Annotated in this window: 21 protein-coding genes and 3 pseudogenes; 12 read left to right on the plus strand and 12 right to left on the minus strand. The window is 37.0% G+C overall.

Annotation, left to right across the window (positions count from 1 at the left end):
* Window positions 1-94: 94 nt before the first annotated feature.
* From nspC to AMS59_RS10735, 3 genes are all read right to left on the minus strand, one after another.
* A complete protein-coding gene (nspC, locus tag AMS59_RS10725) occupies window positions 95-1,234 on the minus strand; it encodes a carboxynorspermidine decarboxylase (RefSeq protein ID WP_053483750.1) in 1,140 nt (379 codons plus the stop codon).
* Complete coding sequence (locus tag AMS59_RS10730) at window positions 1,231-2,460, minus strand: saccharopine dehydrogenase family protein (RefSeq protein WP_053483751.1); 1,230 nt, start codon at window positions 2,458-2,460, stop codon at window positions 1,231-1,233. Before AMS59_RS10730 ends, nspC begins: the two co-directional genes overlap by 4 nt.
* Window positions 2,461-2,730: 270 nt before the next feature.
* Window positions 2,731-2,937 carry a hypothetical protein gene (locus AMS59_RS10735; protein WP_053483752.1) on the minus strand — a complete coding sequence of 69 codons (207 nt, stop codon included), beginning with the start codon at window positions 2,935-2,937 and terminating at the stop codon, window positions 2,731-2,733.
* Window positions 2,938-3,125: 188 nt separating this feature from the next.
* Between AMS59_RS10735 and AMS59_RS26970 the strand changes: the two are divergent.
* Window positions 3,126-3,467 (plus strand): annotated as a pseudogene (locus AMS59_RS26970) (hypothetical protein); the annotation flags it as partial.
* A 155-nt stretch (window positions 3,468-3,622) separates the two neighbouring features.
* Window positions 3,623-4,363, plus strand: coding sequence for a hypothetical protein (locus tag AMS59_RS10750; RefSeq protein ID WP_234007733.1), 741 nt, complete (start codon window positions 3,623-3,625; stop codon window positions 4,361-4,363).
* Window positions 4,364-4,723: 360 nt separating this feature from the next.
* Here the strand turns inward: AMS59_RS10750 and AMS59_RS10755 are convergent, their stop codons facing one another.
* Together AMS59_RS10755 and AMS59_RS10760 are read right to left on the minus strand one after the other, a co-directional pair.
* On the minus strand, window positions 4,724-5,233 hold the full coding sequence (locus tag AMS59_RS10755; RefSeq protein WP_053483756.1) for a DUF3916 domain-containing protein: 510 nt from the start codon (window positions 5,231-5,233) through the stop codon (window positions 4,724-4,726).
* Between the two features lie 17 nt (window positions 5,234-5,250).
* A pseudogene (locus AMS59_RS10760) lies at window positions 5,251-6,291 on the minus strand (IS1595 family transposase).
* A gap of 465 nt (window positions 6,292-6,756) precedes the next feature.
* On the opposite strand from AMS59_RS10760, the gene AMS59_RS10765 reads away from it, so the two are divergent.
* Complete coding sequence (locus AMS59_RS10765) at window positions 6,757-7,389, plus strand: LysE family transporter (protein WP_053483757.1); 633 nt, start codon at window positions 6,757-6,759, stop codon at window positions 7,387-7,389.
* A gap of 81 nt (window positions 7,390-7,470) precedes the next feature.
* Here the strand turns inward: AMS59_RS10765 and AMS59_RS10770 are convergent, their stop codons facing one another.
* A complete protein-coding gene (locus AMS59_RS10770) occupies window positions 7,471-8,517 on the minus strand; it encodes a Cj0069 family protein (protein WP_053483758.1) in 1,047 nt (348 codons plus the stop codon).
* 172 nt (window positions 8,518-8,689) lie between these two features.
* Window positions 8,690-9,607 (minus strand): DMT family transporter, encoded by a 918-nt coding sequence (locus tag AMS59_RS10775; RefSeq protein ID WP_053483759.1) that lies wholly within the window; start codon window positions 9,605-9,607, stop codon window positions 8,690-8,692.
* 110 nt (window positions 9,608-9,717) lie between these two features.
* Between AMS59_RS10775 and AMS59_RS10780 the strand changes: the two genes are divergently transcribed.
* The 4 genes from AMS59_RS10780 (at window position 9,718) to AMS59_RS10795 (ending at window position 12,863) form a co-directional block, all read left to right on the plus strand.
* On the plus strand, window positions 9,718-10,614 hold the full coding sequence (locus tag AMS59_RS10780; protein ID WP_053483760.1) for an AraC family transcriptional regulator: 897 nt from the start codon (window positions 9,718-9,720) through the stop codon (window positions 10,612-10,614).
* Window positions 10,615-10,835: 221 nt separating this feature from the next.
* Window positions 10,836-11,330: a MarR family winged helix-turn-helix transcriptional regulator gene (locus AMS59_RS10785; protein WP_053483761.1), complete on the plus strand. Its 495-nt coding sequence runs from the start codon at window positions 10,836-10,838 to the stop codon at window positions 11,328-11,330.
* A gap of 1 nt (window position 11,331) precedes the next feature.
* Entirely contained in the window at window positions 11,332-12,369 is a 1,038-nt protein-coding gene (locus AMS59_RS10790; protein WP_053483762.1) for a hypothetical protein, read from the plus strand.
* A gap of 158 nt (window positions 12,370-12,527) precedes the next feature.
* Window positions 12,528-12,863, plus strand: a complete 336-nt coding sequence (locus tag AMS59_RS10795; RefSeq protein ID WP_053484143.1) for a DUF5412 domain-containing protein — start codon at window positions 12,528-12,530, stop codon at window positions 12,861-12,863.
* Between the two features lie 223 nt (window positions 12,864-13,086).
* Here AMS59_RS10795 and AMS59_RS10800 read toward each other — a convergent pair whose 3' ends face one another.
* The 3 genes from AMS59_RS10800 to AMS59_RS10810 form a co-directional block, all read right to left on the minus strand.
* Window positions 13,087-14,202, minus strand: coding sequence for an ABC transporter permease (locus tag AMS59_RS10800; protein ID WP_053483763.1), 1,116 nt, complete (start codon window positions 14,200-14,202; stop codon window positions 13,087-13,089).
* Window positions 14,195-14,893: an ABC transporter ATP-binding protein gene (locus AMS59_RS10805; protein WP_053483764.1), complete on the minus strand. Its 699-nt coding sequence runs from the start codon at window positions 14,891-14,893 to the stop codon at window positions 14,195-14,197. The genes AMS59_RS10800 and AMS59_RS10805 overlap by 8 nt, the downstream gene beginning before the upstream one ends.
* Before the next feature lie 258 nt (window positions 14,894-15,151).
* Window positions 15,152-15,616: a hypothetical protein gene (locus AMS59_RS10810; protein ID WP_053483765.1), complete on the minus strand. Its 465-nt coding sequence runs from the start codon at window positions 15,614-15,616 to the stop codon at window positions 15,152-15,154.
* A gap of 626 nt (window positions 15,617-16,242) precedes the next feature.
* On the opposite strand from AMS59_RS10810, the gene bioD reads away from it, so the two are divergent.
* From bioD to AMS59_RS26660, 5 genes are all read left to right on the plus strand, one after another.
* On the plus strand, window positions 16,243-16,947 hold the full coding sequence (gene bioD / locus AMS59_RS10815) for a dethiobiotin synthase (protein WP_053483766.1): 705 nt from the start codon (window positions 16,243-16,245) through the stop codon (window positions 16,945-16,947).
* Window positions 16,928-18,331, plus strand: coding sequence for an adenosylmethionine--8-amino-7-oxononanoate transaminase (gene bioA, locus AMS59_RS10820; RefSeq protein ID WP_053483767.1), 1,404 nt, complete (start codon window positions 16,928-16,930; stop codon window positions 18,329-18,331). Before bioD ends, bioA begins: the two co-directional genes overlap by 20 nt.
* Complete coding sequence (locus AMS59_RS10825) at window positions 18,298-18,888, plus strand: biotin transporter BioY (protein ID WP_053483768.1); 591 nt, start codon at window positions 18,298-18,300, stop codon at window positions 18,886-18,888. Before bioA ends, AMS59_RS10825 begins: the two co-directional genes overlap by 34 nt.
* On the plus strand, window positions 18,889-19,884 hold the full coding sequence (gene bioB, locus AMS59_RS10830) for a biotin synthase BioB (RefSeq protein ID WP_053483769.1): 996 nt from the start codon (window positions 18,889-18,891) through the stop codon (window positions 19,882-19,884). It begins immediately after the preceding gene.
* A 693-nt stretch (window positions 19,885-20,577) separates the two neighbouring features.
* The gene (locus AMS59_RS26660) at window positions 20,578-20,700 is read left to right on the plus strand and encodes a hypothetical protein (protein WP_255350007.1); all 123 of its coding nucleotides are present in this window, start codon (window positions 20,578-20,580) and stop codon (window positions 20,698-20,700) included.
* An 81-nt stretch (window positions 20,701-20,781) separates the two neighbouring features.
* On the opposite strand, the pseudogene AMS59_RS26230 reads toward AMS59_RS26660, so the two are convergent.
* Window positions 20,782-20,910: pseudogene (locus AMS59_RS26230) on the minus strand (lysine transporter LysE); the annotation flags it as partial.
* 197 nt (window positions 20,911-21,107) lie between these two features.
* Window positions 21,108-22,271 carry a PLP-dependent aminotransferase family protein gene (locus AMS59_RS10835; protein ID WP_053483770.1) on the minus strand — a complete coding sequence of 388 codons (1,164 nt, stop codon included), beginning with the start codon at window positions 22,269-22,271 and terminating at the stop codon, window positions 21,108-21,110.
* Window positions 22,272-22,338: the final 67 nt, after the last annotated feature.

The following is a 22,338-nucleotide window of genomic DNA, read 5'->3' on the forward strand; positions in this document are numbered from 1 at the left end:
ATATATTGGCAAAGTGGTAACGAAAAAATCCTTTTATCGCTCAATAATAAACTTATTTTTCCTAATCAACACGCCTGGTCCTATATCAGTTTTATTAGGAAAGTCGACCGCTATAGTCTTCAAATTTAAATTCACGAATGACTTTAATGCCTTCTTTATCGTTATAAGAAACGATTGATGGAAGATTTACACCATTAAACATATGATTTTTCACCATTGAGTAATGCGCCATATCCGTAAATACTAAACGATCACCTGGTTGTAAAGGCTGTTCGAATGAATAATCACCAATTACATCGCCAGCAAGACATGTAAGCCCACCTAGGCGGTAAGTGTAAGCTAGCTCATTTGGTTGACCAGAACCGATGATCATTGGGCGGTAGGGCATTTCTAGAACGTCTGGCATATGGCAAGTTGCCGATGTATCTAAAATTGCTAAGTCCATACCGTTTTTCTGTACATCGAGAACAGTTGCTACTAAATAGCCTGTATTAAGTGCAACAGCTTCACCTGGCTCTAAATATACGAGAAGGTTATACTTGTCTTGAATGTAATTAATGATATTCACAAGTTTTTCTACATCGTAATCCTCACGAGTAATATGGTGACCTCCGCCAAAGTTTAACCATTTCATTTGATGTAAGACATCACAAAATTTTTCTTCGACAACTTGGATAATACGCTCTAACGTATCGGAGTTTTGCTCACACATTGCATGGAAGTGTAAGCCATCAATACCGTCAAGTTGTGACTTGTCGAAGTTGGCTAATGTTGTGCCAAGACGAGAATTCGTGTAGCAAGGGTCGTAAAGTGCTGTTTCAATTTCAGAGTACTCGGGATTGATACGAATACCACATTCAATTGTTTTACCAGCAGATTTTACTTTGTCCTTATATTGATTCCATTGGTTAAAGGAATTAAAGACAATATGATCAACATAGCCAAGAAGCTCGTCCATTTCATGCTCCACATAAGCTGGTGCATAGACATGGACTTCTTTGCCCATTTTTTCATAGCCGAGGCGAGCCTCAAATAATGAACTAGACGTAATCCCTGCTAAATATTCACCCACTAAAGGGAATGTTGAATGCATTGAAAACCCTTTTAAAGCAAGTAAAATACGGCAGCCTGTGCGATCTTGAATCGATTTTAAAAGTTCTAGATTTTTTGTTAATAATCGTTCATCCACTATGTAAGAAGGGGATGGAACTTTTGAGAAATCAATTGGTTTCATCGACTTAATTCCTTTACATCTAACTCAAGGTCAAGTAATTCTGGATTATGGCTTTCTTGCCATGGTAGACCCCATTTATTTAGTGCATCCATGAATGGATCTGGATTGAAGTCTTCGACATTCCAAACGCCAGGTTTACGCCATTGACCGTTCATCACAAGCATTGCACCAATCATTGCTGGTACACCAGTTGTGTATGAAATTGCTTGTGAACCAACCTCGTTATAGCATTCCTCGTGGTCACAAACATTGTACACATAATAAGTTTTTTCCTTACCATCTTTTAGACCGCGAATAATACAACCGATGTTTGTTTTTCCTTTTGTACGTGGTCCAAGTGATGCTGGATCAGGTAGTACAGCTTTCAGGAAATGAATTGGTTGAATCATTTGTCCTTCAAATTCAATAGGCTCGATAGAAGTCATACCAACATTCTCTAATACTTTTAAATGAGTTAAGTATTTTTCAGAGAATGTCATCCAGAAACGGATTTGCTTTAAGCCTTTAATGTTTTTAGCAAGTGATTCTAGTTCTTCATGGTATAAAAGGTAAATATCTTTTGGTCCGATTTCTGGTAAGTTATAAACCTCTTTTTTCTCAAGTGGTGCAGTTTCAACCCACTCGCCTTCTTTCCAGTAACGACCATTCGCAGTAATTTCACGAATGTTGATTTCTGGGTTGAAGTTTGTTGCGAAATGGTAACCGTGATCACCAGCATTTGCATCCACGATATCAATGTAGTGGATTTCATCAAATTCATGTTTTTGTGCATGAGCTGTGAAAACGCCCGTTACACCTGGGTCAAAACCGCTACCAAGTAAAGCGGTTAAGCCAGCTTTTTCGAACTTCTCTTTATAAGCCCATTGCCATTTATATTCAAATTTTGCCGTTTCAGGTGGCTCGTAGTTTGCAGTATCCACATAGTGTACACCTGTCGCTAAGCAAGCATCCATAATCGTTAAGTCTTGATAAGGTAGTGCTACATTAATAACAACTTCCGGTCCAAAAGCTTTAATCAGCTCAATAACCTCTTCCGTATTGTCTGCGTCTACCCGTGCGGTATGAATCTTTGTTTTTCCGCCATCTAGTTTTTCTTTTAGAGCGTCACATTTTGAAACAGTTCTACTTGCGATACAAATCTCCTCAAATACGTCCGAATTTTGAACACACTTGTGTACCACAACACTGGCTACTCCGCCAGCTCCTATAATCAATGCTTTACCCAATTGTCTACCCCCAAATTCATATTAGTATTGTCAAACAAGCTGATTATACAGAAAATTGAATCACTACTCAATCATTCTTTTTAAATTTTCTACAAAATTTTTTATTTTTCAACAATGGTTAGTCGTATTCAGAGAGGAATACCACGAAAAAAGAAGCTTTTTGTGAAAAAAATCCCTTAACTACGGATGTAGAGAAGGGGAAAAATTTTGTTCAATGAGCGTTTGAAAAAAATTGAATCACTTCAAAACTGTAGTTTTAAGTCACTCGAGTTATTTAGAAAAACGATTCGATATTTGTTGTTTTTCATCCCCCCATAAATAAAAAAAGATCAGTAGTAATATGCTTAAAAACCCCATCACAAGGGCATACGTGCTGAGGGCCACATCCACTTGACTTTGCATAGCATAAATGAAAATAACTCCTAATGTTAACAAATTTCCAATAATAAGCGATACAAAATGAAATCGTCTATTCATAGCACAAGCCCTCCTATATATATTTACCTGCTCTCAAAAAATGAAAACGCACTTCAATTATCTCATAATTCAGAACTTTAACCAATGTTTTTTAATCTGGGTATTACCGTCACAGATGAAGTGGCGGAAAGAGATGTGTTAGCGGCGGAAAGGCATGCGTTAGCGGCGGAAAAGGATGCGTTAGCGGCGGAAAGAGATGCGTTAGCGGCGGAAAGAGATGCGTTAGCGGCGGAAAGAGATGTGTTAGCGGCGGAAAGAGATGTGTTAGTGGCGGAAAGAGATGTGTTAGTGGCGGAAAGGATGTGTTAGCGGCGGAAAGGCATGCGTTAGCGGCGGAAAGAGATGTGTTAACGGCGGAAAAGCATGTACAAGCAGCGGAAACCATGGCCAATTGGCGAAAAGTCTCCACCAAGCAGCAAAATGCATGGCCAAGTGGCGAAACTCCGTGCCAAGCAACGCGTGTGAAGCGGCTCATCGGGTGCCCTCGGGAAAACGCTCAGTCGGAACGGAAATCAAACCTCGCTATATGATGAACTACAATGTTATCAGACTTTTAATGTGGTCTACTGATTAACATTGAATTAAAAGAATTATAGAAAAATTATTGCTATTTAGTTTGTTTTAGATTTAAAGATGGTAAAATACCTATAAGACTTTTCTTTTGATGAAGGTGAGGATTTAAATAGTGATCAAACAGTTTGATGAGCAAGTCCAACAAATAAATGAATTATTTTTAAATGGTCATGCAAAAGAAAGCTATCAATTAGCCAAAGCACTTATAGCTAATAGTGCGTTTACAAAACATGAATCATTTCCAACAATCCAACAGCACGTCGCATTATTGGAAGCGAACGGTTATGCAAATATGCCTATTCCTACTGCAGAAAAAGTGAAGCAAAGTGTTGAACGAACAGATGGCTCCTATCCAGAGCGTGATGTACTCGCTGCATACATAGGAAGTGAGGATGATCAGCAATTCGGTAAAGTAGTAGATGAATTATTAGCTGGATCGATCGAGGCACAAGCGAATGCATATTATACAATGGCTGAATATTTTGCTCTTGCAGAGGAGCATGACAAAGCACTTGTACAATATGCGGAGGCGATAAAACTACAGCCAAATATAGCCCTTTTCTGGGGAGCCTTCGCACAATTTTTGAGTCGAAATGAAGGCAGCCCGTATTTAGCATTACGTCTTATTGAAGAAGCTATTCAGTTAGATAGCATGAACCCTCGCTGGTACTATATTCAAGGGAATATTTTTTTCCAGCTTGTCGCAACTACAAAAAATTTAAGCTATTTACCTGCTCTAGAAGAAGCATGGGAAAAGGCTAAAAAGCGTTGCTCTGCCAAGCAAGTGGTATTAAAAGTGGACATTGCGAAATCCAATGATCTGCTGTCACAATGGAAAAAACAAATGCTGTAACAGAAAAGAAACATCTCTCATAATGGAGATACTTCATATTGTTAAAAAACTATTGTGTCAGTGAAATTAAGGTGTCTTATAAAGTATGGCCCTTCGGCAAAATGTGGGGTTGATTTCCGTTTCTGCTGGGCGCTTTGTTGTTGCTGACGCTTCGCTTTCGCACAGATAAAACACTTGTTGCTGACGCTTCGCTTTCGCACAGAGCAAAGCTTCCTGGAGTCGCCCAGCCTCCACTCCAATCAACTACTTAACATTACATATATCCTCTGGCATGTCACTTTATTATTTGGCTCTGTTAAACAATATTATTGTTTTTTTGATTAAGAAAAGGGACATACGAATTTTGATGTCCCTTTAAATTTATTTTAATTCCCCGATAAACCAAATTTCACCTTCATAGTGGTATCCATCTTCATCAGTAATTACTTCTTTAAAACCTGATATTTGCAAATCGTTAGGAACAGATAATCCCCATTCAGTTTGAACGTTTCTATTATCAGATAGATGAAGCCACTTTTGATATTCGTCGTTCCTGTTAAAGAAATCTTTAAAATGGGAGTCACCTTTAAATACAATAATTTGCGAACCCCATAAATCAGGCAAATCAACTGCAACAACTACTCGATACTTTTCTTTGTCATTAGGCTTCAAACCAATTAGATGTTCAGTTCTATCCAATAGTGTTTGAATGCAGAGTCGTTTAATTTTTTTTGGTGTTTTGTCGGAATTTATAAAGTCTTGAGCAACAGGTAGGTGCAGATGCCAATAACCATTGTAAAATTCAGCTGGAAACTCCAATGTGTTTTCTTCAATACGCTTAATCATATTATTAGATTTCCGTTTAACTCCTCGAACTTTTTTCTCTCGCATAATATTTCTCCTCATTTTTATTTACCATAACTGAATGTTCTAAGTTCTTCATATGTTGTTTTAGTAGAGAATAAACAACTATCAACAATCATCTTACTAACAGTGGTATCGTCATTACGATGCTTGATAATGTCTAAGAATTGAAACCAACTTAAATAATGGTCGAGGTATTTTGTCGCCACACCATTAAAACGGTCAACCCAGCCTTTGAGACGGCTGTGATAGTTATTTACATTTTGGATATGGTATAGACCTCTCACTCTGTCTTTACCATCAGATTTGAACCGATAATGTTCTAATCCTTTCTCGGTTGCATACGTTTTAAATGCCCTCCACGCATCTGTGCAAAGTACATTTGAAGCAGTAAGTTTTGACCCTATTGCTTTATCTAATCGTACTTTTACAATCCGTCCTTGACCAAGCACTTTTGAAAACGTGGATTTTTGACGGTCTCTCGCAATAAGTACACAAACTTGCTCTTTACTAATTCCTCTGTATTTAGACTAACCACCACGCTTACGAGGTTTACGACCATCTATATTACGCTTTCCTTTTTCTGAGTATAGAAAATAAGTCTCATCCATTTCTACGATACCTGAAAACTCTTCAAAATCCATTTGTTTAAGTGCTGAGAGCAATTTATGTCTCCAATAGAATAAAGTTACGAAGTGAACTTCAATCATCTCTGATGCCTTACGAAGAGAATATCCCTCAATCATACACTGAACAAAATCCAACCATTTGTGTGGAAGATGAGTACGATATAAAGGTGTATTAGTTACATCAGTAAAAGTCTTACCACAATCTTTACAACGGTAACGTTGACGTTCCATCGTTTTCATACCGACCTTTACTGAATATTTTCCAAAACGAACCGCATTATTTGAATGACAATGAGTACAAGTGTATCCACCTTTATGCTTCTGTTCAGAAACCTCTTTAAAGACAGGTTCACTTACAGAATAAGAGTTAAGGGATTTAACGAAAAACTCTTTTAAACGATATTGGTCGGCTGTGCTTAGTTTTTCAATCTCTTTAATAATCTCTCTCAAAGCCATTCGTATCACTCACAATCATATTTTTTCTTACTTTATAGAACGATTGTTCGTTTTATTCGAATATCAACAGAGTTATTTAACAGAGCCTATTATTTTAAAATGAAACTGCAGTAACAACAGATTTATAACATCACAGTTATAAGTTTATTCCGTTCGATTATTGTGGGTAGCATGGAACAGAAATCAACCTCTTTTAACAAGACAAATTCACAAAAATTTCTTTGACCATTTCTTCAACACAATCAGGCATTTCTCATAATAAGGGGTGCCTTTTGCATAAACTTTTAACTACATAGGGCATTCCTTGAAACTCGTATGTAATACAATGGGCTTCCTAGAGTAATAGTTAAGTTATTCCATAAAAATGAATAAATATAAATATTTAGGTCAATTTCTGTATTTTCATGCTATAATACAATTATAAACGGACGTATGAAACCTACTTTATTTGAAAGAAGTGTTTTTTTGAGTTTATATGTAGCGTATGTGTTGGTAGGACTTGCGATTGCCATGCCTGTTGGAGCTATTACAGTAGAAATGACAAAGCAAGGACTAAAAAATGGATTTATGCATGGTTGGGCTGTCGGGCTTGGTGGTATGACAATTGATATTGTATTAGTTTTTGCATTGTATATGGGACTAGCGTCCATTTTAGCAATGCCTATCATTCAAATTCCTATGTGGATTATAGGGGCTGGTTTTTTATTTCTTTTAGGGCTGGATTCTATCAAAAATGCTGATCATGATATTACGCTTGCAGGAGAGAAAGTGACAAAATCGTTTTTTGCTTCATATCGTAATGGTTTACTAGTTGCTATTTCGCCTGGAAATCTAGTATTTTGGTTAAACGTTTTCGGTGTTGTACTAGCCAAATCATATGGTCAAGGAGAGTCTGCAAACTTTTTAGTAATCGCTGCAGGGGTTCTGAGTGGCATATTGTTGCATGATATTGGCTTGATGACCATTGTTTCAATTACCCGTAAAGCGATGAGTCGTAAGGTCATTAAGTCGCTTACAATGGTAGCGGGTGTATTACTAATTTGCTTTGCCGGATATTTTATTTATGAATTTATACAAGCTATTAAGATCTATATATGAAAAGTGCGATCCCAAAAGATCGCACTTTTCCATTTATCCTATATTAGCGCTCAGTAAAAGCACCATTGATTAAAGTCCACTTTATGCTGAAACCTCAGTATTTTCATGGATACAAGCTAAAATTTCTTCTGCTACTTGATGTGCTAAAGAAAGTTCAGAAGTGAAGCCTACACATGAACAATTCATTTCCCCTAGAATATAGCAATCTTCGCCAGCTTCGTTTGTATCAAGCATGAAATCAGCAGTCCATATAAGCGGTAAAGCATAATTGCCCAGTAAACTAGTTACGAGTGGTAGTTGTGTTAAAAAGTTTTGAACAAGCTCTTCCCAGTCCTCTGGTGCATCATAGCGATATTGCGCACCAGAGAACAGTGTTGCACTAAATGCGTCCTCGGATTCTGCCGGTTTTTTATGTACTACGTGAACGGGTTTATCACGTAACATAAATAAGCGGATTTCGCCTTCAATAATACGAGGAAGGAAACGCATATCAATTAACATGCCATTTAGGCCTGTAATATATTGCTCACAGAACGTCATGAATTCGCTAAGTTTCCAATACTCTACATGATTATCCTTTGCTTCTGTACATTTAATCTCCGCATCAAGTGGCACTTCTTTGATTCCCTCAGCCAGAGGTTCAACCAATTTAACTCGCCATATACCTTCGCCCGTCGATCCACGATTTTGCTTTAGGACGCGTTCGGTCATAGCAAGAGAAGTAGGGAACTGAGCTTTAAATGCTTCAATTGTATAATAAGCAAATGTATCATCAGGCACTAAATTTGTAGAGGTTAGCTTTGATAATACATCTTTAGAACCATAGCCAATCATCGCATCAGGGTGTGGCATACCGATGACACCTGCATTACATAGCTCACGCAACATATCAAAATACTCTTTTTCATGCTGTAAGTTTCCAGGATTAATACGTGATACATAGGCAATCCCTTGCTCTTTGACATAATTAAAAATTTCCTCTTTTTTCGTTACATCAAAGAAAATAACTTCTGCATCCTGCCCACGTTGTTGTAGCGCATTCACCATTGGCATCGTATCTTTTCGATAGCCGTCAGGGCCCTTATCTGTGCCGCCGCGAACCTCGAAAAAAATAACTTTTTTTTCCATAAAAATACCCCCTGTTAATGATTGAAGATATTTTCAGTATACTGTACAGATAAGGAAAAAAGATATATATAATATGTAAATTTTATGTATGGATTCATAGTTTATTTAATTTTTTTTTATAGGAATTTATGACTATTTATTTTAGATTTATCTAAATTTAGTTAAACCTTCCTTAAGAGTGCCTTTTCTGAAAAACTGTGAGATATAAAATCATGCAGAGAATCAGCATTGTCCCAATAAACTGAAAACTACCAAAGGCAATTTTAAGCCAAACCACACTTGTAATAACAGCTGTTAGAGGCTCAAGGCTACCAAGTAAACTAGTTTCTTTTGGCGATAAATAATGCAAACTTGCTATATAAAACCAAAATGCTAGCATTGTCCCAAAAATTACGATAAACAGAAAGTAAGTGATTGTCGAAAATGCCCAGTTAGTCATGTCAATTTGCCATGGTTGATGGAAAAAACTCATCACGATCCCGCCAATAAGCATTGACCAACCTACAACTAACAATGAATGAAACTGCTGTAAGAGTGAGACGGCATATAATGTATAAAAAGCAGCCGAAAGACCAGATAAAATCCCCCAAAACACTGCCATCGATGGCACAGAAAGTGTAGACAACGAGCCATTTGTTAGTAATAGAAAAGTACCAACAAGTGTCAGAGTCACAGCTATTCCATCCTGCTTTGTCAATTGACTATGCTTCGTTATTAAATAATAAGCCATTATAAAAAGTGGTGCTAAATACTGCAATAATGTTGCAACAGCAGAATTGCCTATAGCAATCGACATCATATAAGTATATTGAACTGCCAGCATTCCAAGTAAACTAAATAAAATTTGTCTAAAAGCATTTTGCTTTGTCCGCCACATCACAAAAATAGATTCTTTACGATGTGTAATTTTATAGGCAATAATGAGTAATAGGCCCGCTAAAAGAAGACGACTAGAAACGAGCCAGCCAACCTCTATATTTTCCTGCTGAAAAAGCTTTTGTGCGACGGTGCCACCAAGACCCCAAAAACTTGCCCCTAAAATGACAAGAATAAAACCAAGAGTACGATTTTTCTGTGCTGATTGATTCATCTTAAAACATCTCCTAAACTATCAATATAAAACAATAATAAAGAACTTTAAGCACAAGAAATATCGATTTATAGGTTTAAAAATATCAATATATTGAGGTGAGCTAAGTAGTGGCGTTAACACATATAAAAATTGCGAAGGATTTACAAGAACTAACGTTACATGGGACAAAGGAATTCCCAGTTGCACTGTATGAGACGGTTTTGCGACTAGATAGTTTGGATTTTTTACCGTTACATTGGCATAAGGAAATTCAATTTGTCTATGTGAAAAGCGGTCGTGTGGAATACCGAGTAGGGGCAGATGTTTTTGTACTTGAGGAGAGAGAGGGGCTATTTGTCAATGCATCGGGTTTACATGAAGCAAAACCTTTTCAAGTAGAGCAAGCTACAATTTTCTGTATTAACGTGGATCCATTGCTATTAGGAGGACACAAGGACAGTATTTTTGCCACTAAATATGTACTACCGTATATAACGAGCAACAGACTGCCCTATGTAAAGCTATCAGGCCAATTGGCGCAAAAAATAGAATTCGTGGCGAAATTACTGCAAGAGCAAGCCGTTTTTTATGAGCTAAAGGTATGGAGAGAGCTAATAGTCATCTGGGAAACTATTTTGTCACAATCAATGCTAACAGAAGAAATACTAGATCCAGCCATTATCGTCCAGCATGAACGAGCGAAGGAGATGCTTGATTATTTACATGCTCATTATCAGGAAAAAATATCTTTAGAAAATTTAGCTGCACATGTTTTTTTAAGTCGTGCAGAATGTAGTAGCTTTTTCAAAAAAATGGTCGGCATGACACCATTCACATATTTACTACACTATCGTCTTCGCAAAAGTATGGAGCTATTACGTGATAGTGAGCAATCCATAACTACAATTGCTACAACAACAGGCTTTAGTACAGTAAGTTACTATATTGATAAATTTAAGAAATATACAGGATACTCCCCACATGTTTATCGTAAACAATTTTTGATAAAGAATAGCAGAGCATAATCGCGCGAAGTAGGGGGATATCCGTGAAAGAGAAGTCAATACCCGCGCTTGCAATGAATCGTTCATCTTAATCTTAAAATGTGAAAAATTCTTGAAAATTATCGGAATAAGCCATGTTGTTTATCGTTGGACTGATTGACAATAATAACCACATACAATAAAGTAAAATTAATAATAAAGATACCTTTACTATTAATTTTACTTAAAGGATTGAAGTAGTAATGACAAAGGATGAAGACCTTATATATAAGCTTGTGGAGGAAATAAATGATGCAATTTATTCAATGGATAGCCACTTCATAAAGTTACATCAAAATTTAATGAGTGATGAATTATCCCCTAAACAAATAATTCTTTTAGATTTTCTTAAAAATAATAGCCAAGTGACAATTGGACAAATTGCAAGCTATATGAATATAACTTCAAGTGCTGTCGGACAATTGGTTAGTAAACTTGAAGAGCAGCAATATGTATCTAGAAGCATTAATCCTGAAAACCGACGTGAAATATTTGTAAGTCTTGATACATCAGGCATTAAGTATTTTGAAAGAGAGGAAGAAATAAAACGATTTATTACTTCGAGATATTATTCAAAGCTTGAGTTAAGTGAGATTGTGCAATTAAAAGAGATTGTTCAAAAGCTCAATCAAATTGTATTAAAGGAAGGAATTATACATGAAATAAATGATATTCATTTGAAAAGGGGAGAGGTTTGACATGGTTGCATTAAAGAGAAAGCAAAATATATGGCTAGCGTTTTTGTTAGTCGTACTTGCCAGCAATTACACGCTTTATAACACTGGTCTTGGTTTATCGATTTTACCAACTGAAACAAATGGAGTTGTTATTGGCTCGTTAATTGATTTTGTTCTTGTTATGCCTGTTTTATTTCTGCTGTATAAAGGAAAGTTTTCTATAAAACAAGCGGTTATTTTAGCAGCAACTGGTTGTATAGCAGCTCGTTTTATTATTCCAATAGAACATCTTCAGCCATTTGTTGCAGTGACTTGGGCTGGGTTTGCGATTGAAGGTTCGATTATTTTATTAGAAATATTACTAGTTGCAACGCTTGTTCGTTACATGCCGAGAATTCTAGCGGATGTACGATCAAATACTTTACCAGACCTGTTCACATTTCCACAAGCAGTTGATAAACATGCCCCAAAGCATCTTATTATTCAAATGCTTTGCACAGACTTTTTAGTACTTTACTACGGTTTTGCAAGCTGGAAGAGAAAAGAGCGTCCAGGATTAACCTTACATAAAAATTCGAGCTATATTGCTTTTCAAATTATGATAATCCATGGAATAGCCATTGAAACAATTGGGATTCATTGGTGGTTACATGAGAAATCGATGGTTCTTTCAATTCTATTACTTATTTTTAATGTATACTCTGTTGTATTTTTTATTGCAGATATGCAAGCTATTCGTTTAAACCCTGTCCATGTAACATCTGATAAGCTGTATTTGTCGTTAGGTTTGATGAAACGTGCAGAAATTAGCTTTGAACAAATTGAAGAGCTTATTGAGGATAAGGAACAATTGGAAGGAAAATTATCCAAGGATACAATTGATTTTGTAGCACGTGATTTTGGTGAGGCCTACCCACAGTTTATTTTAAAGATGAAAGAACCTGTGGAAGTGACTTTCATGCTTGGGCTTAAAAAACGTTATAACAAAGTAGCCATAAAAGCCGACCAAGCACAGGAATTTAGAAAAATGCTTCTACTAGGAATGGAAGATAATAAATAATGGCTGTTTTCGATAAGATTGTTGCTATTCAACTGCCGGCCCAGTTTACTTGAAGAAGACATTTTCATAAAAAGGGGAATCATGCTTTGGAACATAAAGATGTGATTGTTGAATATGAGACAAAGAGATTTTTCAAAAAATTTTTAAAGGGATTTTTAATATCTGGTTTGTTATTTGTTGCATTGGTTGGGTATGGCGTTTATTGGGCATTTTTTGATATGAATAGGTTACCAAAAGGAGAATATCTCACAGAAGAGACATCACCTAATGGAAAATACACGTTAAAAGCATATGTCACCAATGGGGGGGCTACAACTTCGTATTCTGTTCGTGGTGAGTTGGTATTTAATCAAAAAGGAAATAAAACTAAAAATGTTTACTGGAACTATCGTGAAAATACTGCAAAAATTTTTTGGAAAGACAATAATACAGTGGTAATAAACGGTCATACGTTAGATGTGCCAAATGATAAATTTGATTTTAGAAATCAATGATAATGGCCCTTTTCTGCAACTACCGGAGAGCTTTAGTTAAATTTTCGATTTACCACAAATATCAAAACAATCTTTGAGAAAACAACCTAAATAATAAACAACAGGTGCCAGCAAACTAAGCTGGCACCTGTTTAATTATATGAAGTTGAGTTCCGTCCGACAGTCGCTCCCAGGAAAGCGCCCATTCGGAACGGAAATCAACCCCACGTTATGGTGAGGAACCTTATTTTACAAGCGTAAAAACAACTAAAATAATAAGGGCACACAATAATGGGAGATCTACAAATCCCTTTAGCAATCGACTGCTTGCTGCCTGAATTTGTTCATTGGATACTTGAAAGATTGACCAAATTTTATGCTCTAAAATTTGCTGGATCACGGATTGCATCATTGAACGTAAAGTAAAATAAAGAATTCCGAGTACAATAATTTTCGCCCAAGACGGCACAATAATGGTTAGTGCGATACCCATTGATAAAAAACGAAGATAACCTAAGCGATACTGTTTTTGGCGAAGCATTGTTTTGCATACTAGTTCCTCTATAAAATAATCGGAACGGCGAAACATGCGCTTTGAATTTTTCCATAGTAGGCGAGGCTTTTTTAATTTCGGTACTAACTGACTTTGAAGCTCAGGAGCAATGCGGAATAAAAGACTTTGCCATTTATAAAAAGCCGCTTGATCGAGCTCCACCTGTTGATCAAAATGTTTAGTGCTATAGACAAAATGTCTATTATAATAGCTTGTGCAATAAATAAGAAGAATAAGATAAATAAGTGCAGTGATAATAACGGGCACATATAAAAAGCAAGCTGCACCGAAAATACATATAAAAATGTTACTTAATAGTTGCTGCCATTTACGAAGCTTTAATTGTAAAACTACCTTCATAAAATTAGTCGTAAATAATAGCAGTAGTAAAGTAAGTAATTCTAATACCGTTACATGATGAACGATAATAAAGATGGGTGCTAATAAAGCAAGGACAGAACCGAGTAAAATTAGGTGCTTACTTAACGTCCAATAAAGACCAGATCGTTTTAAGCGTACCATTTGTTTTCGGTTTTGGATTAAAAAAAGACGATCGGCTCGCTGCAAATAAGTACGAATAGTTTCAATTCGTGTAATAAGAAATAACAGTACAATTAACAAGACTAGCGGAATATGTACGATCCACGATGTACTTATAGTTAAGATAAAGTCTTTATAAAGGAAAAAGCCAATGACTAGAGTCGGCACAACAATGTATAAGGCAACTGTCCAATCAATAATGCTTGCTAGTAGCTTTAAATTGTGGGAGCGCTCTAATTTTCTTCGTTGCTGTATTAAATTAGTCATGGTGATTTTCCTCAAGAAGTGTGTCGAAAATATCAAGAAGAGATGCTTTGTCCTGTTTCACCGCTAAGCGTAATGATTCAAGTGTACCTTGCTGTAAAATTCGCCCATCATCAATCAAGATGAAACGATCACATATTTTTTCTGCCGTATCGAGTGCATGTGTACTCATTAAAATGGCGGCACCTTGCGCTTTTAATTCTTCTAAAATCGTTAAGAGCTTACGCATTGCCTGTGGATCAAGTCCCATAAATGGTTCATCTAAAATATAAGTAGAATGCTTGTCGAGAAATGCTAAAATAAGCATCACTTTTTGTTGCATACCTTTGGAAAATGTAGTTGGATAATCATGTAGCTTATGGTCCAAATGAAAAATTTTCAGTAATTCATTCGCACGATGTGTTAAAGAATTTTCTTTACCAGCTACACACATGTAAAAATCGATATGCTCCCACAATGTGAAATACTCATACAAAATGGGCCTTTCTGGTACGTAGCCGTAAGTTCCTATTGTCACTTGACCATCTACTATTGGTAGCACACCCATCATTGCTTGTAATGTTGTACTTTTGCCTGCCCCATTGGAACCGATTAATCCAACGAGCTCACCACTATTTACTTGAAATTGAATGTTTGAAATAATGGCTTCGTTTTCTACATAGCCACCTTTATGTATGTTAATATCTATTGTCATTCACTTCCTCTCTTTATATATTTACGAACAGAAGAGGAAAATGTTTCGAATTCTGAATTGCTACTTTAAGGTAGGAGTGGAGAGACTTTCAGAAGAATATCGTTTATTCAAAGCAGATGAGTTTACTGATTGAGGGAATTGGTGCATAAGATGAAATCGATTATTTTAATGCTTTTATCGATGGTCTAGCATTTCATGTCTTTATGAGGGAAATAGATAAAATTATGAAAGAATAGATCTTTGCAATGGCCTACCTATTTAATCTAGTTGGGCCATTGCATTTAATATGTCTTCACTAACCGCATGCCAAAATTGTTGCTGTACAGAATCGCAATACACATATAGCTCTTTATGTTGGACATGCTCATATAGTTCAGCAATCGCTTCTTTATGAAAATAGAGTCGATGATTTAGTGCCTCTCTTTCTTCCTCAATACAAAACGATTTATACATATCTGCGAGCCGTTCAAGCTTTGCTAATTTTTGTTTCGTTTCTTCGTATTGTGTTTGGTGAAATCGTCCTACTGCTGTAGTCATAGAGATCTTTGCTCGATGCTCGGTATTTAATGTTCGCAATTCTTCCTGACGAATTGCCACACGATACCAAAACTCATAGCGAATAGGTAAATCTTTTAGCTCGTATGTGAGCAAGGATTTTAAAATAAAACTAACATGCTCATAAGTATCTATAATCTTGTCTGCCTCTTTAAAAATACCAAACATACAGCCACCCCCATTTAGTTTAATACTCCGAACGAAGAGAAAAACCCTTTAAATTTCCAGTAATATACGGGAAAAGTGATGAAACTAATAAAATTCTCTCTGGATATCAATAGAAATATAGCTAAAATACAAGTTTAAATAGTTGATAAAGTCGAGGGGAAAATCAGTAGCCGTTAGCGGAATTTTACGTTACAGATAAGACCTTGGAGCACAAGCGAAGCGGGGAGGAGAAAACATCACGTCCTGTGATAACGCCTTCGTGACCAACCTCGTGTCGCTGCCGCTACGTTTGCACTACGCTTTCGCACAAAAAACATCTGTTGGCCCGACGCCCCTAGGAAAGCGCGCAGTCGGAACGGAAATCAACCCCCATGCGATGATAAAGAACCTTCAAATTAGCAAATGATTAATTAACACACTCATGAAAATATACGTTTTACCACGAGGTAAGAAACTAGTGTTTTTTATTGATGAAAAAAGTTCTTAAGTTATCACAAAATTCTCTATTTTTTACATAGAAAAGGGCTGTTTTTGATGAAATATGGAAATAGCATTTACAAAATAAAAATAAATGTGTTAACTTAAAAATTGTAAACAGTTAACTTAAAAAGAGGGGGAGGTTAACGATGCAACATTTTTGGGTTGTTGGAACGGATACAGCTGTCGGTAAAACGGTTATCACTACATTACTGATGCGACAGTTACAAAAGCATGATTTACAAGTCACGCCTTATAAGCCCGTGCAAACTGGCGAAATAAAGGAGAATGGGCATTGCTATTACTACGATACAGCAATGTATGAAAAGTATTCATTACAAAGACTAAAGCAAGAAAATTTAAATGGCTATTCGTTTAAGGAAGCTGCATCACCACATTTTGCTGCACAACTGGAGGGACAGCAAATTAATGTGGGACATTTATTACAGCAAATGCAGTTGTTACAACAAGCATACGATGTCGTGATTTGTGAGGGAGCAGGGGGGCTTTTTGTCCCGTTAGATACATATGGAGAAAATACGCTTCTTGATGTAATCGTTCAAAGTAAACTTCCCGTTGTCCTTGTCACACGAACAACTCTAGGAACGATTAACCATACATTGCTTACACTTGAGGCATTACATGCTCGTAATGTTGGGGTTCTTGGCATTGTATTTAATGGAGACACAGGTAGTCAGATGGAACAAGATAATGTGAAAACGATTCTACAACATCATGATTTGCCATATGCGACGATCCCAAAGCTTGAGGATATTGCACAGATTGTTGACTACTCTATTTCACACACATCTTTGTTTGAAAGGTTGGTCAAATATGAAACAAGCATTAACTGAATTACAGACGAGAGATTTACAGCATGTTTGGCATCCTTGCTCGCAAATGAAGGACTATGAGCAATTTCCGCCAATTGTAATTAAAAAAGGACAAGGTGTATGGCTTTACGATGAAAATAATAATCGCTATTTAGACGCCGTATCTTCCTGGTGGGTCAATTTATTTGGACATGCGAATCCGCGTATAAGTCAAGCATTAAGTGATCAGGCGTTTACATTAGAGCATACGATCTTTGCAAATTTTTCACATGAACCTGCGATAAAGGTGGCAGAAAAATTAGTCGCCTTAACACCAAACGGTTTAAATAAAGTATTTTTTGCAGATAACGGCTCGTCAGCAATAGAAGTCGCACTAAAAATGAGTTTTCAATATCATATGCAGACGGGAAAAACAACGAAAAAGCGATTTTTAGCTTTAACGGATGCTTATCACGGTGAAACACTTGGTGCCTTATCTGTTGGCGGAGTTGGGCTGTATAACGAAGTGTATCAGCCACTTTTATTGGATACCATACGCGCACAAGGACCAGATTGCTTCCGATGTCCTTTTAAGGAGAATCCTGAAAGCTGTCAAGCCCAATGTATACAGTTTGTTGAAGAGGAGCTTAGTCAGCACCATGAAGAAATTACAGCTGTTATTATTGAGCCACTCATTCAAGCAGCTGCAGGCATGAAAATGTATCCTCCACTATATTTGAAGCGATTACGGGAGCTTTGTACAAAATACGATGTGCATTTTATTGCAGATGAAATTGCAGTTGGGTTTGGACGAACAGGTACATTATTTGCCTGTGAGCAAGCGGATATTGCTCCAGATTTTATGTGCTTATCAAAAGGTTTAACGGGTGGTTATTTACCACTATCCGCAGTTTTAACGACTGATGATGTATACAACGCTTTTTATGATGATTACGGTACAATGAAAGCGTTTTTACACTCCCATAGCTATTCCGGTAATACACTTGCTTGTCGCGTAGCCCTAGAAGTTTTGACAATGTTTGAAGAGGAAAGTGTGCTCGACATGATACAAAACAAGGGTGATCGTATGCGAGAGCTAGCTAGGAAAGCATTTGAAGAGTTGCCGTTTGTTGGTGAGTATCGACAGGTAGGACTAGTTGGCGCCATTGAATTAGTCGCTAATCGTGAAACAAAGGAGCCACTACCGAGTGAGGAACGTATCGGCTATCAAATCTATAAACGTGCCTTAGCAAAAGGCTTACTGATTCGCCCTCTCGGCAATATATTATATTTCATGCCTCCATACGTCATATCTGATGATGAAATGAGTTTTATGATTGATACTACAAAAGAGACGATCATGCAATTTTTTGAGGAGTGGGAGGGAGTAAATTGTTCAAACGACAATCAACACTGTCACTTGTGATGATTGCGATGTTTGCTGCTTTAACCGCAATCGGGGCATTCATTAAAATACCGCTACCAGTAGTGCCCTTTACATTACAAATTGTTTTTGTATTTTTAGCAGGCTGTTTGCTCGGGAGTCGCAATGGATTGCAAAGTCAGCTCGTCTACATAGGCGTTGGTTTAGTTGGTTTGCCAGTTTTTACACAAGGTGGGGGCATCACCTATGTATTGCAGCCAACATTTGGCTTCCTTATCGGCTTTGCACTGGCCGCTTTTGTAATTGGTTTCATGATTGAAAGAGTGGTTACTCCAACGAAAAAGCATTTTATCGGTGCAAATATTGTTGGGCTTATTATTATTTATGCGGTAGCAGTTCCGTATTTATATGTATCTTTGAATTTTTGGTTACATATGAAAACGAGCTGGTCACATATTTTCGTAGTTGGCTTTTTAAACAGTATTGTTGCAGATTTTTGCTTAGCGATCGCTTCTGCATTTTTGGCTGAGCGACTATATAAAGTATTTAATTCAGCAAATTCTTTAAAAATTGTTAAAGTAGAGAGGGAGAATGTTTAAATGAATTGGTTACAGTTAGCAGAAGAAGTTATTGCAGGGAAAATCATTAGCAATGAGGAGGCTCTTGCCATTTTAAATAGTGATGATGATGAACTATTAAAGGTGATGGACGGTGCCTTTGCTATTCGTAAGCACTACTATGGGAAAAAAGTAAAATTAAATATGATTATGAATGCTAAGAGCGGTTATTGCCCAGAGGATTGTGGCTATTGTTCACAATCATCTAAATCAACAGCACCGATTGACAAATATCCATTCATTACGAAAGAGGAAATTTTAGCGGGGGCAAAACGAGCATTTGACAATAAAATTGGTACTTATTGCATCGTGGCAAGTGGTCGTGGGCCAACTCGAAAGGATGTCAATGTAGTAAGTGAAGCGGTTACAGAAATTAAAGAAAAGTATGGCTTAAAAGTATGTGCTTGTCTTGGCTTATTAAAAGAAGAACAGGCACAGCAATTAAAAGAGGCAGGGGTAGACCGTTACAACCATAACTTAAATACATCTGAACGACATCACTCCTATATTACTACTTCACATACGTATGAAGATCGTGTTAATACGGTTGAAATTGCGAAAAAGCATGGAATATCGCCTTGTTCAGGTGCCATTATCGGTATGAAGGAAACAAAAGAGGATGTTGTGAATATTGCACGTGCCCTTCATCAATTAGACGCGGATTCCATTCCGGTTAACTTCTTAAATGCGATTGATGGCACGAAACTAGAAGGGACGAAGGAATTAAATCCACGCTATTGTTTAAAGGTTTTAGCGTTGTTCCGTTATATTAATCCAACAAAAGAAATTCGTATTTCTGGTGGTCGTGAAGTCAATCTTGGGTCACTTCAGCCACTAGGTCTATATGCAGCAAACAGTATCTTTGTTGGGGATTACTTAACAACAGAAGGCCAAGAAGCAAACAGTGATTATCGTATGCTTGAGGATTTAGGCTTTGAAATTGAATTATCGGAAAAGCAAGAAGCAGCATTCTGTTAAATAAAAATTTATCCCGCATTAACGGGCAGTAATGAACTGCCCGTAAAAGCCCGATTGGTGAAGACTAATAATCAGTGGGGGATAAAGAAACCCTACTGATTAAAGTTTCACTTTATGAAATAAAATCTACTACTACTACTACTTAATTATCATCGAAATTAGAAAGCCGTATGTGCGTCGTGGAAAAGGCGTACATACGGCTTTTTATATTGGATTGATAAAATCGTAGAAACGCTCAGGTAGGCAAGTAAAGTGCTCGGGTTCATCTGGGAAACGCTCAGGTAGGAAGGCAAAGTGCTCGGGTTCATCGTGGCAACGCTCAGGTAGGCAAGTAAAGTGTTCGGGTTCATCGTAAAAACGCTCGGGTAGGAAGGTAAAATGCTCGGGTTACCAAGAAAACTGCCCAGGTCCGTCGAAAACCCAAGATTGGCTAATAAGAGATAGAAAGTGACGGATATATAAACGAAACAGAACTGTTTTTATGCCTTGAAAATTTCGATTTTCACAAATTGTTCAATGAAAGCGTTTTGAAATTGAACAGTTTGTGAAGGGCTTCACATAAGGCTTTATTTTTAAAAAAATCGGCGTAAAATAAGAATCAAGCAAGGAATTGTTATAAAACAGTTTGAAAAAGTATCACGGTTTTAAGTGGTTGTTATATTACAAAAACAAATTAGGAGGGAGAATTTAATTATGTGGGTTATTACAGTATTTGATAAAAAGGATGTTCGAATTTTTGAGTATACAAACAAGGATGAGGCAACTCAAGCTTTAGCTAAATTCAAGAAAAATGCAGTTTTAACGTATACAAAATAATTTCAGAATTGAGAGAAGCACCCCTTTTCGACGCTATAGCGTACGATGAGGGGTGCTTGTTATTTTATACGAATTATCAAGCTAATGAACGAGAATTGAAATCGCACTATACACTAATAAAAGAGCCATCACTATATTAAACGAAAGACGATACTGTAGTAGAATTTTTTGAAAAACTGAAGCAAATAAGGCCCAACTGAATATGCTCATACGGTTTTCTATTCTCTTTATCTCGCATTTACGGGCAGTAATGTATCTGTACCGAAAGCGAAGCGTCAGGTACAAGACTGCCACTTCAAAAACTAGCGAAGGCATTAAGTGGGAGATTAATTGCCCGTAAAAGCCTGATTAGTGAAGACTAAAAAAAGTGGGGGATGAAAAACCCCCCACTGATTAAATTTTCAACTTTATAAAATGCTAGCTAAGCGTTTAATACCTTCTCGGATGACTTCAGGTGTTGCATTCGTATAATTTAGGCGCATTGTATTAACACCAGTTTTTGATGTGTAGAATGGGTCGCCAGGTACGAAGGCAACTTTTTGGTCCATCGCTTTTTGGAAGATATCTAGTGCCGAAGCGCCATTGTTCATTGTAGCCCAAATGAACATTCCGCCTTCTGGTCGTGTGTAGTCCACATGTGCGGGGAAAAACTCCTCCATCGCACTGAGCATGGCATCTGCTTGATTTTTATATAACGCGATTATTTTCTGAACGTGCTCCATATAATCATTGTTTGCTAGATAATCATAAATGACATATTGAGAGAAAATATTTGTGTGTAGGTCAGTTGCTTGCTTCGCTGTTTCGATATGCTGCAATAATTCTTTATTCTTTGTAATGATAAAGCCAAGACGCATTCCCGGAGTGACCGTTTTAGAGAATGAACCTAGTAAAATACTATTTTCTAATTTACCAGCTCCGATGTATGGTAGTGGCTCACCTTGGAAGCGTAATTCTCCATAGGGATCATCCTCAATTAACGCTACATCATATTTCGCCATGATTTCGCAAATTTGCTGACGTTTTTCTTTAGAATACGTAAGACCTGTTGGGTTTTGGAAATTTGGAACGGTATACACGAATTTTACATTTGGTTGTTGTAGTGCATTCTCTAACTCTTCTAAGTTCAATCCATCATTCTCAAGTGTTACACCATAGAAAGTTGGCTCACTTAATGTGAAGGCTTGAATGGCACCTAAGTAACCAGGCTCCTCGATGACAATACCATCACCTTTGTTAATAAGTACTTTCCCGATTAATTCAAGAGCCTGCTGTGATCCTGTTGTAATAAATACATCATCAGCATGTACATCTAGTCCGTGTACACGTTGATATTTGGCAGCAATGTACTCACGTAAAGGCGCGTACCCTTGTGTAGAAGAGTATTGGAATAGACGACTACCATTTTCCGTAATGGCATGGTTCGCAGATGCCTTTAACGCTTCGATTGGGAAAGAGATTGGGTTTGGAAGCCCCCCTGCAAAAGAAATGACATCCTCAGATTCAGTTACTTTCAAAATATTTCGGATGAATGAGGACGGTGTATTTAATATCTTTTCTGAAAATTGCATAATTTTTCATTCCTTTTTTCTGATTTTTTAAAAATTATATCATTGCCATCATATGCATACAATATTA

The organism is Lysinibacillus sp. FJAT-14745 (assembly GCF_001275675.1).
In the GTDB taxonomy this organism is placed as follows: domain Bacteria; phylum Bacillota; class Bacilli; order Bacillales_A; family Planococcaceae; genus Lysinibacillus.

Bases quoted from the DNA above. Each gene is read 5' to 3' on its own strand.
- AMS59_RS10790 (WP_053483762.1), top strand. From the start codon at position 11,332: ATGGTTGCATTAAAGAGAAAGCAAAATATATGGCTAGCGTTTTTGTTA.
- AMS59_RS10775 (WP_053483759.1), bottom strand. From the start codon at position 9,607: ATGAATCAATCAGCACAGAAAAATCGTACTCTTGGTTTTATTCTTGTC.
- nspC (WP_053483750.1), bottom strand. From the start codon at position 1,234: ATGAAACCAATTGATTTCTCAAAAGTTCCATCCCCTTCTTACATAGTG.
- AMS59_RS10805 (WP_053483764.1), bottom strand. From the start codon at position 14,893: ATGACAATAGATATTAACATACATAAAGGTGGCTATGTAGAAAACGAA.
- AMS59_RS10770 (WP_053483758.1), bottom strand. From the start codon at position 8,517: ATGGAAAAAAAAGTTATTTTTTTCGAGGTTCGCGGCGGCACAGATAAG.
- AMS59_RS10835 (WP_053483770.1), bottom strand. From the start codon at position 22,271: ATGCAATTTTCAGAAAAGATATTAAATACACCGTCCTCATTCATCCGA.
- AMS59_RS26660 (WP_255350007.1), top strand. From the start codon at position 20,578: ATGTGGGTTATTACAGTATTTGATAAAAAGGATGTTCGAATTTTTGAG.
- bioB (WP_053483769.1), top strand. From the start codon at position 18,889: ATGAATTGGTTACAGTTAGCAGAAGAAGTTATTGCAGGGAAAATCATT.
- AMS59_RS10785 (WP_053483761.1), top strand. From the start codon at position 10,836: ATGACAAAGGATGAAGACCTTATATATAAGCTTGTGGAGGAAATAAAT.
- bioD (WP_053483766.1), top strand. From the start codon at position 16,243: ATGCAACATTTTTGGGTTGTTGGAACGGATACAGCTGTCGGTAAAACG.
- AMS59_RS10735 (WP_053483752.1), bottom strand. From the start codon at position 2,937: ATGAATAGACGATTTCATTTTGTATCGCTTATTATTGGAAATTTGTTA.
- AMS59_RS10755 (WP_053483756.1), bottom strand. From the start codon at position 5,233: ATGCGAGAGAAAAAAGTTCGAGGAGTTAAACGGAAATCTAATAATATG.
- bioA (WP_053483767.1), top strand. From the start codon at position 16,928: ATGAAACAAGCATTAACTGAATTACAGACGAGAGATTTACAGCATGTT.
- AMS59_RS10810 (WP_053483765.1), bottom strand. From the start codon at position 15,616: ATGTTTGGTATTTTTAAAGAGGCAGACAAGATTATAGATACTTATGAG.
- AMS59_RS10800 (WP_053483763.1), bottom strand. From the start codon at position 14,202: ATGACTAATTTAATACAGCAACGAAGAAAATTAGAGCGCTCCCACAAT.